Origin of the sequence: Rathayibacter sp. AY1F3, assembly GCF_002931975.1 — a bacterium.
Lineage (GTDB): Bacteria > Actinomycetota > Actinomycetes > Actinomycetales > Microbacteriaceae > Rathayibacter.
This window is the reverse complement of record NZ_PSVF01000023.1, coordinates 1-14,537: the sequence shown is the minus strand read 5'-3', so window position 1 is coordinate 14,537 and position 14,537 is coordinate 1. Positions and strand designations below refer to the sequence as shown.

The following is a 14,537-nucleotide window of genomic DNA, read 5'->3' as shown; positions in this document are numbered from 1 at the left end:
CGTACTCTCCACTCCGACAGACCAGGTGAACCATGGCCACGCAGACCGCTCTCGACGCCGTGCGCGCCGCTCCCACTCTGCTCGAGGCCGTCCGGATGGCCGATGAGCTGACGGTCGCCGCGGTGAGCGACGGCGGCGGCCGCGCGGTGCGCCTGCTCACCCGCGCCGCTCTGGACCCCTCGGACCAGCTCACCGCGATCGCGGCCGTGCACTCGCTCGCGCAGGTCTTCGACGAGGAGGCCGACCTCGCGCTGCTGATGCTGCTCGAGGACGAGCGCCCGTACCTCCGCGAGCACGCCGCCTGGGCCTTCGGCGGGCGCCTGCCCCGCCCCGCTGCGCTCGGACCGCTGCTGCGCCTGGTCCGCGACGGCGGCTTCTCCGGCATGCTCGCGCAGCGCACCGTCCTGCTCTGGGCCTCCTCGACCCCCGACCTCGTCGCCGTCGCGCTCGAGGGCGCGCTGCTCGGCGAGCGCGAAGCGGCGGCCCGGGCACGGCTCGTCGAGACCCTGGGCCTCGTGCCCGGCGCGATCGCCGAGCGCACCCTCCTGCACGTGGCCGCGGATCGCGCGGAGGGGCTGGAGGCGCGGGCCGCCGCGACGGACGCGCTCGGCGAGCGCGGCTCCGACGACGCCGAGCTCCTGCTCACCGGCCTGGCCGAGGAGGCGGCGCCGATCGGGCCCCTCGCTCGGCTCGCCCTCGGCGACCTCGCCCCCGCACCGGCCGTGGAGGCAGGGCCGACGGTCGCGCAGCTCTTCGTCCACGCCGACATCGACGGCACCCTGACGCGGGTGGGCGCCGGCGACAACGGCGGCATCGCGACCCTGCTGGTGCGACTGGGCGACTCGCTCGTCGAGCAGGAGGGCATCGACCGGGTGCTCACGCTCTCGCGCGGGACCCCGGCCGAGGCCGAGCGCGCGCTCGGCGAGCTGCCCGACTCCGGCCACGGCTTCGCTCCGGTCCCGTTCGTGGGGCCGCCCGTCGCCATGCCCCAGGCGTGGAGCCGCCGCATCGCCGCCGAGCGCGGCATCCGCCGGATCCTGCGCGCGGCCGGTCGGGTCGACGTGCTGCACCTGCGGATGGCGGACGTCGGATCCCTCGCGGCGGCCGCGGTCGCCCGGGAGCTCGAGATCCCCGTCGTGTTCACCCTCGCTCCGGACCCGCACGCCCTGATCGCGGGCCTGGACGCCTCCGGCGCCCTCACCCGCGCGGACTTCGGCGAGCGCGACGCCGCCGAGCACTTCTGGTTCCGCGTGCGCCTGGTGCAGCGCCTGGCCGCCGACGCCGCGCACACCGTCCTGTTCCCGCGGGAGGAGCTGGCGGCGACCATCCGCGAGCTGATCGGCGTCGACATCACCGCGCACCCGGAGCGGCACACGATCGTCCCGGAGGGGATCGACGTCGGCCTGGTCGAGCGCGGCGAGGCGGCCGCACGGGCCTCCGCCGCCGGTGAGCCGGTCGCGCTGGACGAGGGCGGCGACCTGGCCTCGCTCGACCTCCTGCTGGAGGAGCTGCCCGAGCACCGCCGCGGCCTCCCGCTGCTGCTCAGCGTGGGCCGCCTGCACCGGGTGAAGGGGATGGCGGCGCTCGCCGAGGCCTGGGCGTCCGACCCCTCGCTCCGGGAGCGCGCCAACCTGCTCCTGGTCGGCGGGGACCTCGCCGACCCGAGTCCCGACGAGCGCGAGCAGCTCGACCGCATCCAGGCCGTCGCGTCCGACGGGCTGCTCCTGGCCGGCCACCGCCCGAACGGGACCGTGGCCCGCTGGCTCGGCGCGATCCGGCACGGCCGACCGGGGCTCTCGGCTCCGGGAGGCGCGTACGTCTGCGCGAGCGTCAAGGAGGAGTTCGGCATCGCCCTCCTCGAGGCGCTCTCCGCGGGACTGGTCGTCGTCGCTCCGGCGACAGGCGGGCCCGCGACCTACGTCGAGGAGGGGGAGACCGGCTTCCTGGTCGACACCGCCGACCCCGCGGCACTCGCCGCCGGCGCCGCCTCCGCACTGGATCTCGCAGGAGGGCCTCTCGGCGAGCACGCCGCGGCCCGCGGGCGTGCGATGGTCGCCGAGCGCTACACGGTGCAGGCCATGGCTCATGCCCTCTCGGGCGTCTACGCGCACGCGACCGCGGACCAGGAGCGTCCTCTCCGCTCGCCGCTCGTGCTGGGGGCCTCGTGACCCTGCTGATCATCAGCCCCGACTACGCGTCGCACCTGCTGCCGCTGGCGACCCTCGGCACGGCGTGGCAGGAGGCGGGCGAGCGCGTCGTCGTGGCCACCGGCGACGCGACGCGCTCCATCGTGGACGGCTTCGGATTCGAGCACGTCGCGCTCCGGCTGGGGCGCGGCTCCAACCCGGGCACGATCCGCGCGGAGGAGCAGGCGCCCGACGAGGGCGCGTCCCTCCGCGGCTTCTTCGACGCCACCCGGCGCGGGATGGTCCCCACTCTCGCCTACCAGGCACGGGAGCGGCTCACCGACCTGCTCTGGGATCCGGCCGGCGTCGCCGCGCGCCTGCGCGTGATCCTCGACGAGGTGCAGCCCGACGCGATCGTGGTCGACCACCTCGCCTTCACCGCGCGCGTGGCGCTGAAGGCACTCCGCGTGCCCTACGGCGACGTCGTGCTCGGCCACCCCAGCGCGCTCACGGTGCCCGGCGAGGTCTACGGCTTCCCTCCGGTCTGGCCGGACGCCTTCGCTCCGGAGCCGGACGACCTCGATGCGCTCCGCGCCCTCTGCGAGCAGGTGCGCGACTCCTTCACCGCGGAGTGGAACGCCGCCCTCACCACCCTCGACCCCGGGGCGGCGCCCAGCGCCGACGCCTTCGCCGAGAGCGGCGACGTCCTGCTGCTCAACTATCCGGGCGAGCTCCACGACTCGGCCCGCACCGCTCAGCTGCCGCCGCACGCGTTCCTCGGCTCCGCCGTCCGCGAGGAGCCCGACGACGCGGAGGTCGAGGAGTGGCTCGCCGCGTCCGAGGATCCGGTCGTCTACGTGAGCTTCGGCAGCTTCCTCTCGGTGCGCGACGACGTGCTCGCCCGGGTCGTCGAGGCCCTGGCCGGCGTCGAGGTCGGGGGCAGGCCCGTCCGGGTGGCTCTCGCCTCCGGCGCGACCGAGCGCTCGGCCCTGGGCGAGGTCCCCGAGGGCTGGCTGGTCCGCGGCTTCCTGCCGCAGGTCGCGCTCCTGCGCCGGGCCGCGCTGGCGGTCAGCCACGGCGGCAACAACAGCGTCACGGAGGCGATGACCGCGGGCGTGCCGCTCGTCGTCCTGCCGTTCTCGACGGACCAGTTCGCGGGGGCGGCCGCACTCGAGGACGCCGGGTTCGCCGCCGTGCTCGACCCCAACGCCGCCTCCGCGCGACAGCTCGCGGAGGCTGCGCGGCGAATGCTCGCACTCGACGATCCCGCCCGGGAACGGCTGGCGGCGCTCGCCGAGGGCCTCGCCCGCGAGACGGGGCCGCAGCGGGCCCTCTTCGCCCTGAGCGGAGCGACCGTCCAGCGCTGGCCTGGGCCGATGGTCGAGCCGACACCCCGGGACGCGCCGCTGCGTGCCGAGCGGAACGCCGCGCGGGCGGAGCCGATGCTGGCTGCTCTCGGCGCGTTCGGGCGCTTCGAGGGGATCGTCCCTCCGCTGTTCGAGGCGGCCGTGCGGATCCTGCACCCCTCCGACGACCCGCCCCGGCGCTGGCGCGAGGTCGCCGAGCGGGAGGGGACGCTCCTGCATCCGCTCGCGCAGTGGGACTCGCTCACCGGCGAGCATCCCGACGAGTACGCGGAGCCCCGCCTCGGAGTGCTCCCGCTCGACGAGCTCGCGGCCGTCGCCGCCGTGCTCGCGGAGCACACGAGCACCCCCGACGACTGCCTCGCCGTGTTCTGGGAGGGGTTCGGCGTGCTGAGCGGCGGGTCGCGGATCCTGATCTCCCGCGCGGACGCCTCGGAGGAGCTGCCCGAGTGGATGAGCGACACCCGGCCGACCGGCTGGGAGCACCCCGAGACCGCCGCCGCGGCGACGGTCGAGCTGCCGGGGCGGGAGGGGCCTCTGCTCTCGCTCGACGTCAGGGTGCTCGAGGACACCGCGTGGGCGCGCGCGGCGGGCTTCGCCGACGCCTCCGGGCTCGTCGTGCAGACTCCGCTCGCGCTCTGGCCGGAGGACCGGGCCTGGTACCTCGCGAGCGAGGTCGACTTCGACTCGACGCTGATCGGCGGCTCGCGCGCCCTCGTCGACGACCTGCTGCGGGTCTCCTCCACCGGGCGGATCGAGGCGCTCCTGCTGCCGGAGCAGGTGGACCTCACGAGCACCGGTGACCGGCTCAACCCGAGGCGGCGGTGACGGGGTGAGCCACGAGGACGAGCGCTGGCTCGTGGTGAAGGGCCGCCGGTGGCGGCGCACCGACCCCTCTCTGCCGGAGGACGTGGTCGCCGGCCTCACCTCGCACCTCGGGCGCGGGCGCTCGGGAGTGCGCTCCGCCAGGATGCACGAGGACGCGGAGGCGGAGGCGCTGGCGCGCAGGAGGGTCGGGCTCGCCAAGCACGGGCTGGGCGAGCGCGGACCGGCATGGTGGGACGAGCCCGAGGCCGATCGGCTCGAGCGCGCCCGCGAGGCGCTGCGGGCGCTCGAGGAGCTCGACGCTCCGGAGGACTGACTCGGCTTCTGCATCCCCCGAGCGTGCTCGTCGGGCGAGGCGGGCGGGGAGTGCCCGAGCGGATCCGGGGAGAGCGCGCGGAACCGCGGCCTGTGGAGGACGCCCGCCCCCGCGGAGGCCTCCGCCGAGGCCGCCCGCCGAGCCCGCCCGCCCCTAGCGGAACCTCACCACGAAGCCGTCCTCCGGCCCGGTCGGGAAGCTCTGCAGGCTCACGCGCAGATCCTGCCCGTCCTCGACGTCGTACGGGTGCCCCGCGGCCAGGAGCTCCAGCGCCGCGGACAGCAGGTCGACGGTCGCCGGCTCGCCCGGGCACCGGTGGTCGCCTCCGTAGTGCCCGCCGCCCTGGGCGATGAAGCCGTTGCGGTCGACCGGCGACCGGAACCGCTCCGGATCGAAGCGGCCCGGCGCCTCCCAGTGCAAGCCGTGGTCCGTCGCGTAGAGGTCGAGCAGCATCCACTGCCCCGCGGGAAGCGTCTCGCCGCGGAAGTCCAGCTCCCGGCGGGCCCTTCCTCCGACCATCGGGAAGAACGGGTAGAAGCGCCGCACCTCGTTCGCGAACGCGACGCGCTCCTCCTGGTCGGCGAGCCGCTCCCGCCACTCCGGATGCCGGTGCAGCGCGAGCGCCGCCAGCACCACGAAGCGCCCCACCGCGACCGTGGGCCGCAGCACGTTGATCAGCTCCACCGCGGCGACCTCGACGGGCAGGAGGCCGCCGTCCTCCTTCTCGTGCGCGATCCGGTGCAGGGGGGTCGGGGAGGGTCCGGCCGTCCGGCTCGCCTCGATCAGGCCGCGCGCCCACCGCTCGGTCGAGCGGCGGCGGAGTCGTGCGGCCCAGTTGGGCGGGCCGAAGCGCCCGGCGTTGTCGATCATCGCCCGGAGCTCGTCCGTGCGCCGCAGCACCTCCTCCTCGTCGGCCTCGATGCCGGCCCACGACAGGACCGCGCGGCCCAGGACCTCCGCGGCGACGTCCTGGAGGCGGACCCGCTCGCCGGTCAGCCGGGCGGCGGACGCCTGCCACTCCCGCGCGAAGGCCGAGACCAGCCTCGACCGCTGCTCGGGCGCCTCCACCAGATCCAGGAACATCCGCTTCCGCCGCCGGTGCGGCTCGTCCTCGAGGGTCTGCACGCTGCCCTCGTCCTGCAGGAGGTGCAGCACCGAGCCGGGCAGCGCGCCCTCGCGGTCGAAGCGCCCGCCCTCGTAGAAGAAGCGCGCCGCCTCGATGCCGCGCGCCATGATCACGGGGCGTCCGAGGATCCGGGTGCGGAACGCGTCCGCGCCCACGTCGTCGAAGCGCCGCGTCCCGAAGAGGTAGCCGTCGGCGAGGACGGCCGCGCTGCTGTCAACGGCGGGGAGGACGGGGATCGAGGCGGCGATCAGCCGGCCGATCCCTCGGTGTCGTCGCCCTCGGCCTGAGAGGGCTTGTCGACGCCCGCGTCGTCGACGTGGTCGTGGTTCTGCGGGTTCTCCTGCGGCTGCTCGGTCCGGTCGGTCATGGTGCTCCTCTCGCGTCGGCGCGGTGCGCGCCTCGCGGCCACGGTAGGAAGAGCGTGGCGGACCCGGGTACCCCGTTGACTCGCGGGGGAGGGGCGGGCAGACTCCGCCGCCCTCAGCGCCTCCGCAGGAGGACCGGCGCGGTCGCCCAGACCACGGCGAGCAGCAGCAGCACGCCTCCGCCCGCCCAGAGGCCCGCCGGCCCGCCCAGCACGACGTCGAACACGAAGCCCACGACTCCGACGAACAGCAGCGATCCCGCCGCGAGGCACACCGTGACCACCCGGTTGCCGAACCGCACCAGCTCGGCCTTCCTCCGCCGCTGGAACAGCAGCCGGTGGGCGATGACGGGCGCCAGCGCCAGGATCGTGACGCACGCGGCGAGCAGGACGAGCACGAGGTAGAGCGCCACGTCCGGCGGCGCGAGGTCGGCGAAGCGCTGCTGGAAGCACAGCGTCAGCAGGAAGCCGCCCAGGATCTGCGTGCCGGTCTGCACGACCCGCAGCTCCTGCAGGATCTCGTTCCAGTTGCGGTCGGATCGCTCCTCCACCGTCTCGTCGCGACCGGAGTCGGGGGCGGAGGGGTCGACGGGTCGCTCGCTCATGGAACGAGGGTAGGGCTCAGCCGAGCAGGGACTCCGCCAGCGAGATCGCCCCGCGCACCCCGGACTCGTCGCCGAGCGCCGGGCGCACGATGCGGATCCGTCCGCCGCCCGTCCCCGTCGCTCCGGGCGCGCCCATCAGCCGCTCGACCTCGGCCTCGACCGCGGGGACGAGCCCCGGCGTCTTCGACACGCCTCCGCCGACGACCGCGAGCCGCACGCCCGCGACGTAGGCGAGCGTCGTGACGAGCTGCGCGAGGTAGTAGGAGCTGAAGCGGAGATTGGCGGCCGCCTCCTCGGGGCCGAGGCGGGAGCCGTCGACGCCCCAGCGCGCCGAGATCGCGGGACCGGCGACCAGGCCCTCGAGGCAGTCGCCGTGGAACGGGCAGGTGCCGGCGAAGCCGTCCTCGGGGTGGCGGCGGGGCAGCAGGTGCGCGACCTCGGGCCAGCCGCTGCCGGCGAGGAGCCGTCCGCCCGCGATCACGCCGCCCCCGACTCCGGTGCCGACGGTCAGGTAGACGAAGTCGTCGACTCCGGCTCCGGCGCCCCAGCGGGCCTCGCCCAGGGCGGCTCCGTTGACGTCGGTGACCAGCGCGAGTCGGGCGCCCGGTGCGGCCGCGCCGATCGGGCCGAGCACGTCGGTGCCCTCCCAGCCGAGCTTCGGCGTAGAGGTGAGGTGCCCGTAGGTCGGCGAGCCGGGGTCGATGTCGAGCGGGCCGAAGGAGGCGACGCCGACCGCGGCGACGGTGCCGTCGACTCCGTGGCCGCTGACGAAGCCGGCCAGATCGGCGAGCGTCGCGGCGGGCCCGCGGGTCGGAAGGGTCGTCGTCGCGAGGATCCGCTCGGGATCAGCGGCGTCGGCGACCGCCGCGACGACCTTCGTGCCTCCGGTCTCGATGCCGACGAGGAGGGGACGGTCGGCGGTGGCGCTCATGGATCTCCAGGGCTCGTGCGGTGCGTCTCGGGCCTCAGCAGGCGGACAGCGAGCGCACCTGCGCCGACAGGGTCAGGGGGCTGCCGAGGAGCAGCACCTGATCGAGGTCGTGGCCCTGCATCTTCACACGGGTGCTGCGCGGCAGGCAGGTCGGCTCGCTGAGGTAGAGCGGGGCGCCCTGCTTCGCGGCGACCGGGCCGACGGCCAGCGCGTCGGCGAAGCCGGTGGCGGTCGCGAGATAGACGGTGTCGCCCAGCTCGGACGGCGGGAAGACGTCGTTGAGGCGTCGGCTGGTGTCGTGGCGGTCCGTCCCGGCGATGCGCGACACGGTGCCGGCGATCTTCGCGGCGCGCAGGTCGGCCTCCACGGCGGTCGAGATCGACGGCGCACCGCCGAGCAGCTGCACGGAGGAGGGGTCGAGTCCGGCGAGGGTGTCCCGGGTCGGCTGGTCGAGGCGCGACCGGGCGCCGTCGACGAGGAGGACGGGCTCGGCGCGGCGGCCGGCGATCGGCGCGACCGAGAGGGCGTCCGGGAAGTTGGTGCCGGTCGCGACGAAGACGTTCTCGTAGCTGCCGTCGGGGAAGGCGTCCTCGACGATCCGGCGCGAGGTGTCGTAGCGGTCGACGCCCTCGATGCGCTCGGTCGGGATCCCGAGGGCCTTCACCTGCTGGAGCACCGACTCGCTCACGGAGAGGGCGCTGCCGACCACGACGATCCGCTGCGGGGCGAGGCGGCGCAGCTCGTCCGCCACCACGGCGGGCAGGACGCTCGGGTCGGTGAGCAGGAGCGCGCCGCGCTGCTTCGCGGCGGCGGGGCCGGCGCTCAGCGCGTCCGGCCAGTTCGCTCCGCTGGCGAGGTAGACGACGGGGGCGCCGTCGGCGAATCCGGAGGCGGTCACCGCGACGGCGGTCGCGTACCGGTCGGTCCCGGCGAGGCGGGCGACGTCGGAGGAGTAGGCCGACGGGAAGAAGTCGATGCCGCTGCGGCCGCCCGGCGGCACGGAGACGACCGCGCGCTCGTCGAGGCGGGCCAGGCGGGAGAAGTACTGGTCGTCGTAGGCGGGGTACCCCGGCTCCACGAGGCGCAGGAGGTAGTCGCCGGCGGGCAGGGCGAGGTCGCTCGTGTCCCACGCACGGGCGGCGCCGGGGGCTCCGGTGACGGGGACGGTGTCGAGGAGCGAGTACGTCCCTCCGTCGACCCACCAGGCCTGCACGTCGAAGGAGGGGGAGGAGACGCCCGGGACCACGTCGGCGGTGATCGATCCGGACAGCTCGGCGGTGCGCAGGAGGGAGATGGCGACGGACTCGTCGGTCCCCCGGGTCGTCCTCGCGGCCTCGGCGACCGGGGTGTCACCGAACCAGGTCGGGTACCAGTCGTCGCTGCCGATCAGGTTCGCGCGGACGGTGAGGGGCTCGCCGCTGGGAACGGGGAGGGAGAAGTCGGCGCCCGTGTTCACCTCGGCGACCACGTCCCCCTCGGCGTTCTGGACCTGGACGTAGAAGTACGGGTTCGCGGGGGCGGGGTGCTCCTCGTCGACGTCGCGGAGCGCGATGGTGCCGGAGAGGACGACCTCGGCGGCCGCCTCCTGCGCGGCGCTCGCGCCCGGGAGATCGGGGGCGGCGACGGCCGGACCGGCCGCGAGGCCGGCCAGCAGGAGAGCGGAGACGCCGATCGCGGCGAGGGAGCGTGCGGGCACGGCGGGCCTTTCGGCAGGATCCGCGGGAGGCCGCGGCGGACACGGTGTCTGAATGCTAGCCGCCGCCCGCCTCCGGGCGAGGGCGGGTGTCGGCGGGATGGGCCCCCGTCCGGGGGACGATGGTGGTGGATTCCCGGGGCCGCCGGAGGAGTCCGCGCGAGCAGGCTCGCCCCGGCGACCCGGGTCGGATCCCCTACTTGACGACCGCTGCGGTGGCGACGGAGGTGCGCGTCGCCGTCGTGTAGTCGGCCTTCTTGCCGGTGACGGTCACCGTGATCTTCTTCCCCACCGTGGCGCTGGTCGGCTTGTAGGTGGCGGAGGTCGCCCCGGAGATCGCGGTGCCGTTCGCCTTCCACTGGTAGGTGAGGGCCACCGGCGAGGGACCCCAGGTGCCCGGCTTGGCGGTCAGGGTGGAGCCGACCTTCGCGGTGCCGGTGATCGTCGGGGTCGCGGCGGAGAGGGTGCCCGCCACCACGGCGCTCGTCTTCGCGGAGGTCTTCGTCACGGCGGTGAATCCGGACTTCGACCCCGTGACCGTCACGGTGATCGTCTTGCCGAGAGTGGCGCCGGTCGGCGTGTACGTCGCAGACGTCGCCCCGCTCAGAGTGGTGCCGTTCGCCTTCCACTGGTAGGCGAGGGCGACGGGGGAGGGGCCCCAGGTGCCGGGCTTCGCGGTGAGGGTCGAGCCGACCTTCGCTGTGCCGCCGATGGTCGGCGTCGCGGCGGTGATCGCGCCGCCGGTCACGGCAGCGGTCCCGGAGGAGACGCGTGTCGTCGAGACGTAGCCCGACTTCGAGCCCGTGACGGCGACGGTGATCACCCTGCCCGCGTCGGCCGCGACCGGACGGTACGTGGTGCCGGTCGCCCCGCTGATCGCGGTGCCGTTCGCACGCCACTGGTAGGCGAGGGCGACGGGGGAGGGACCCCAGGCGCCGGCGCTCGCCGTGAGCGTCGAGCCGACCGCGGCGGTGCCGGTGACGGTCGGAGTCGCGGCGGTGAGGGCGGTGCCGCCGATGCGCACGACGGTCGAGATCGCCTCGCTCTCGCCTCCGGCGTTGATCGCGCTGACGCTCATCGTGTAGGCCGCGCCCGCAGCGAGATGCGTGAACGTGAAGGAGCGGGCTGTGGCGGCAACGGTCGTCGACCACGGTCCGGCTCCCGCGTTGTCCACGCCGTTGCGCGAGACGCGGTAGCCGGTGACGCCCGGGTTGCCGGGCCAGGTTGGAGGTGTCCACGAGATGGTCGCGGATCGCTCGCTGTCGTTTGTTGAGCCGGTGACGCGGGTGGGGGCGGACGGAGCTACATACGGGTCGGCGGTCTGAACGAAGGTCGTCGGGGAACTGCTGCCGAGCGCGTTGATGGCCTGGACGGTGAAGGAGTAGGACGTATTGGGCCGGAGGTTCGTGAAGGTCTGCGAGCGGCGGTCGGCCGAGACGACGGTCGACCAGGGGCCGCTACCGGACGCGTCGGTGCCGCCACGGCCTACTCGGTAGCCGGTGATGGCGCTGCCCCCGTCGTAGTACGGTGCGTTCCACTCGATCGTGATGGACGTTCCAGTGGAGTAGGCGTCACGTCCGCTGGGCGAGTTCGGTGCGGAGATCTCGGCTCCGAAGGTGGCGCAGGACGCGGGGGAGTCGGAGTATGTGCCGTACTCCGACTCGTAGCTCCTCTCACTCTCTGACGAGGCCCAGACGCAGAAGACATAGCGATGGATGGGCAGGTACGGGAAGTTGAACGCTGTGTCCGTCGATGCGAGGTGCCCGTCGAAGCGGCCTTCGTCAGAGGGGTCGTCTGATGACTCCAGATCGTCGATCGTGTAGTGGTATCCGTCGAAGTTGCAGGTTTCGCCGCGAGCAGACGGCCGCTCCCACCGGGCGGTAGCGAGGTAGGCGGACGGGTCCGCCGCGACCCGCAGAGCCCCTGGGGCCGGGACGTCCCAGAAGTGGAGGAACGAGGTCTCGCTCGGCGCGCTCTGAGTGGACGATGCTGCAAGCGCAACGCCGTCGGAGCCGCCGATGAAAGGGGCCCGGAGATCAGAGACGCTGGATACCTGGAAGAGGTACTCGTCCTGACCCCGAGGAATGTCGATCGTGGTGGACGCGGTCTTCCCCGTCTCAACGAGTCTCACTGAATAGTAATTCCCGTAGTTCTCCTGGTCGTAGTAGTTCGTGTAGCGGCCGTACACGTGGATCCGATATCCGGCCGTCGCCGACGCGGACGGCGTCCAGGAGACGGTGACCGCATCGGTGCAGTCGTTGTCGGTCACGGTCACGTTCGTCGGCGCCGCCGGCGAGCCCGCGGCCTGGGCCGGGGTCGCGACGAAGAGGGAGAGGAGCAGGGCGAGGAAAAGGGAGACGCTGAGGGTCTTCGTTCGCATGGAGGAGAGCATCCGGATTCGTCGGAGCGAGAAGGCCGACGACTGTCGGACCGGAGGGATCGTCCCATGCCGCTTATCGCTGTACTAAGTCCCCCATTCAGGGCAGAATTCGGCGGATTCCACAGATGTCATCTGCGCGATGACAAGCGAGGGATAAGGCTCTTCCTCCGAGAGGCGCCGCGTCATCCCTCCGGAAGCCGCCTCAAGGCGAGAGTCGCGGCGGCATAACAGCGCCCCGCGGAAGACCGGTGGTGATTTCCCGCGCCGCGCCCACCGTTCACGCGCGTTCCGTGCGCCCCACGGCGAGAACCGCACGATCGGCGCGTGCAAGACTGGGCGCGAGCGTGCTCCATCCCGCTGCGTCATGCGCGGGGCACGGAGCCACTGGACCCGGTCCGCTCATCCGCATCCTTTCGCAGGAGGACTCGAATGACCGATACCGCCGTGCTCGCCGAGGCACCCGCCCGAACCGCCGTCGCGAAGACGATCCTGATGTGCCGTCCCGAGCACTTCACCGTCGTCTACCGCATCAATCCGTGGATGGACCCGCAGGTCCCCACCGACACCTCCCTCGCCGTCCGGCAGTGGCAGACCCTCTACGACACCTACGCCGACCTCGGCTTCACGATCGAGCTGATCGAGCCCGAGGCCGGACTGCCGGACATGGTCTACGCGGCCAACGGCGGATTCGTGATCGACGGCATCGCCTACGGTGCCTCCTTCACCTACCCCGAGCGCCAGCCCGAGGGCCCGGCCTACATGGACTGGTTCCGCTCGGCCGGCTTCGACGTCCGCGTCCCCGAGGAGGTCAACGAGGGCGAGGGCGACTTCCTCCTCGTCGGCGAGCGGATCCTCGCCGGCACGGGCTTCCGCTCCGCCTCCGACTCGCACGCCGAGGTCGCCCGCGTCTTCGGCCGCGAGGTCGTCACGCTCGAGCTCGTGAACCCGTCGTTCTACCACCTCGACACCGCGATCGCCGTGCTCGACGACACGAACATCGCCTACCTTCCGAGCGCGTTCAGCGAGGAGGGCAACCGCACCCTCCGCGAGCTCTACCCCGACGCGATCCTCGTCTCGGAGGAGGACGCGTCCGTGCTCGGGCTGAACTCCTTCTCCGACGGCCTCAACGTCGTCATCGCGTCCCGTGCGACGGGCTTCGAGCGCCAGCTGCGCGAGCGCGGCTACAACCCGATCGGCGTCGACCTGTCCGAGCTGCTGCTCGGCGGCGGCGGCGTGAAGTGCTGCACGCTCGAGCTGCGCCGCTGACCCACTCCCCGTGGTCGGCGACCCGCAGCGCCGACCCACCCTCCACTGTCCACGATCCGTCGCACTCGACGCCGAGTGCGACGACTCCTGGAGAGTCGATCGTCCCCTCAGGAGGAACGACATGAGCATCACCGACACCGACACCGCCCGCTCCGCCGCCCTCATCGCCGCGGAGGAGGAGCACGCCGCCCACAACTACCACCCGCTGCCCGTCGTCGCGGCCACCGGCGAGGGCGCCTGGATCACCGACGTCGAGGGCGTCCGCTACCTCGACTGCCTCGCCGCCTACTCCGCCGTGAACTTCGGCCACTCGCACCCGGTGCTTCTGGAGGCGGCCCGCGAGCAGCTCGGCCGCGTCACCCTCACCAGCCGCGCGTTCCACAACGACCGCCTCGGCCCGTTCGTCACGGCGCTCGCCGCGCTCGCCGGCAAGGACATGGTCCTGCCGATGAACACGGGCGCGGAGGCGGTCGAGTCGGGCATCAAGGTCGCCCGCGCCTGGGGCTACCGGGTCAAGGGCGTCGCTCCGGGCCGGGCGAACATCATCGTCGCGGCGGGCAACTTCCACGGCCGCACGACCACGATCATCTCGTTCAGCGACGACGCGGAGGCGCGCGACGGCTTCGCCCCGTTCACGCCCGGATTCCGCACGGTCCCGTTCGGGGACGCGGAGGCACTCGAGGCCGCGATCGACGACGACACCGTCGCCGTGCTGATCGAGCCGATCCAGGGTGAGGCGGGCATCGTCGTGCCGCCGGCCGACTACCTCCCGGCCGTCCGCGAGATCACCGCGCGCCGCAACGTCCTCTTCATCGCCGACGAGATCCAGTCCGGCCTCGGCCGCACCGGCGCCACCTTCGCCTGCGACCTGGTCGGAGTCGTCCCCGACGTCTACCTGCTCGGCAAGGCGCTCGGCGGCGGCATCGTCCCCGTCTCGGCCGTGGTCGCGGACGCCGATGTGCTCGGCGTCCTGCAGCCGGGCCAGCACGGCTCCACCTTCGGCGGCAACCCGCTCGCCGCGGCCGTCGGCCTCGCCGTCGTCGAGATGCTCGCGACCGGCGAGTACCAGGCCCTCGCCCGCGAGCGCGGCGCCCAGCTGCACGCCCGCCTCGAGGCGTTGATCGGCCGCGGAGTGGTCGCCGTCCGCGGCGCCGGACTCTGGGCGGGAATCGACATCGACCCGCGGCTCGCCTCGGGCCGCGCCGTCTGCGAGGCCCTGATGGCCCGCGGAGTGCTGGCCAAGGACACGCACGGCTCGACGATCCGCCTGGCGCCGCCGCTGGTGGTCACCGCCGCCGAGATCGACTTCGCCGTGGACGAGCTGGAGGCCGCGCTCGAGTCGCTGCGATGAGGCGCACCGTCCTCTCCCCGCCAGATGCCGCTCCGGTCCGCGACACGCCGTGTCCTGCGTGCCCGAACGGCATCCCGCGGGAGGGGGAGGGACGTGTTGAGACGGGACGTCTCGATGTCGCGGCAGGCCGTCGCCGCTCTGCGATACTCGCGCGATGAGCACACCTCTCCCGCCGGAGAACACCCCGCCC

Annotated in this window: 10 protein-coding genes; 5 read left to right on the top strand and 5 right to left on the bottom strand. The window is 73.7% G+C overall.

All coding sequences use genetic code 11. The features are described from left to right. The first annotated feature begins 32 nt into the window (after positions 1 to 32). From C5C39_RS13140 to C5C39_RS13130, 3 genes are read left to right on the top strand one after another with little or no spacing between them, the layout of a single operon-like run. A complete protein-coding gene (locus C5C39_RS13140; RefSeq protein WP_104353574.1) occupies positions 33 to 2,168 on the top strand; it encodes a glycosyltransferase in 2,136 nt (711 codons plus the stop codon). Continuing rightward, a complete protein-coding gene (locus tag C5C39_RS13135; RefSeq protein ID WP_104353573.1) occupies positions 2,165 to 4,318 on the top strand; it encodes a glycosyltransferase in 2,154 nt (717 codons plus the stop codon). Before C5C39_RS13140 ends, C5C39_RS13135 begins: the two co-directional genes overlap by 4 nt. A 4-nt stretch (positions 4,319 to 4,322) precedes the next feature. Beyond that, entirely contained in the window at positions 4,323 to 4,631 is a 309-nt protein-coding gene (locus C5C39_RS13130) for a biopolymer transporter Tol (RefSeq protein ID WP_104353572.1), read from the top strand. Positions 4,632 to 4,784: 153 nt separating this feature from the next. On the opposite strand, the gene C5C39_RS13125 is transcribed toward C5C39_RS13130, so the two are convergent. The 5 genes from C5C39_RS13125 to C5C39_RS13105 form a co-directional block, all read right to left on the bottom strand. Further along, positions 4,785 to 5,912: a cytochrome P450 gene (locus tag C5C39_RS13125; protein WP_219813340.1), complete on the bottom strand. Its 1,128-nt coding sequence runs from the start codon at positions 5,910 to 5,912 to the stop codon at positions 4,785 to 4,787. A gap of 325 nt (positions 5,913 to 6,237) precedes the next feature. Next, complete coding sequence (locus C5C39_RS13120) at positions 6,238 to 6,726, bottom strand: DUF6328 family protein (RefSeq protein WP_104256068.1); 489 nt, start codon at positions 6,724 to 6,726, stop codon at positions 6,238 to 6,240. A 16-nt stretch (positions 6,727 to 6,742) separates the two neighbouring features. Continuing rightward, positions 6,743 to 7,657 carry an ROK family protein gene (locus C5C39_RS13115; RefSeq protein ID WP_104256069.1) on the bottom strand — a complete coding sequence of 305 codons (915 nt, stop codon included), beginning with the start codon at positions 7,655 to 7,657 and terminating at the stop codon, positions 6,743 to 6,745. Positions 7,658 to 7,691: 34 nt separating this feature from the next. Further along, positions 7,692 to 9,353 (bottom strand): cell wall-binding repeat-containing protein, encoded by a 1,662-nt coding sequence (locus C5C39_RS13110; protein ID WP_104353570.1) that lies wholly within the window; start codon positions 9,351 to 9,353, stop codon positions 7,692 to 7,694. Between the two features lie 193 nt (positions 9,354 to 9,546). Continuing rightward, positions 9,547 to 11,730: a fibronectin type III domain-containing protein gene (locus tag C5C39_RS13105; protein ID WP_181136382.1), complete on the bottom strand. Its 2,184-nt coding sequence runs from the start codon at positions 11,728 to 11,730 to the stop codon at positions 9,547 to 9,549. A gap of 429 nt (positions 11,731 to 12,159) precedes the next feature. On the opposite strand from C5C39_RS13105, the gene ddaH reads away from it, so the two are divergent. Both ddaH and rocD read left to right on the top strand, forming a co-directional pair. Next, positions 12,160 to 12,996: a dimethylargininase gene (gene ddaH, locus C5C39_RS13100; RefSeq protein ID WP_104256072.1), complete on the top strand. Its 837-nt coding sequence runs from the start codon at positions 12,160 to 12,162 to the stop codon at positions 12,994 to 12,996. A gap of 121 nt (positions 12,997 to 13,117) precedes the next feature. Continuing rightward, positions 13,118 to 14,347, top strand: coding sequence for an ornithine--oxo-acid transaminase (gene rocD / locus C5C39_RS13095; protein WP_181136381.1), 1,230 nt, complete (start codon positions 13,118 to 13,120; stop codon positions 14,345 to 14,347). Positions 14,348 to 14,537: the final 190 nt, after the last annotated feature.

Bases quoted from the DNA above. Each gene is read 5' to 3' on its own strand.
- C5C39_RS13140 (WP_104353574.1), top strand. From the start codon at position 33: ATGGCCACGCAGACCGCTCTCGACGCCGTGCGCGCCGCTCCCACTCTG.
- C5C39_RS13120 (WP_104256068.1), bottom strand. From the start codon at position 6,726: ATGAGCGAGCGACCCGTCGACCCCTCCGCCCCCGACTCCGGTCGCGAC.
- C5C39_RS13115 (WP_104256069.1), bottom strand. From the start codon at position 7,657: ATGAGCGCCACCGCCGACCGTCCCCTCCTCGTCGGCATCGAGACCGGA.
- ddaH (WP_104256072.1), top strand. From the start codon at position 12,160: ATGACCGATACCGCCGTGCTCGCCGAGGCACCCGCCCGAACCGCCGTC.
- rocD (WP_181136381.1), top strand. From the start codon at position 13,118: ATGAGCATCACCGACACCGACACCGCCCGCTCCGCCGCCCTCATCGCC.
- C5C39_RS13105 (WP_181136382.1), bottom strand. From the start codon at position 11,730: ATGCGAACGAAGACCCTCAGCGTCTCCCTTTTCCTCGCCCTGCTCCTC.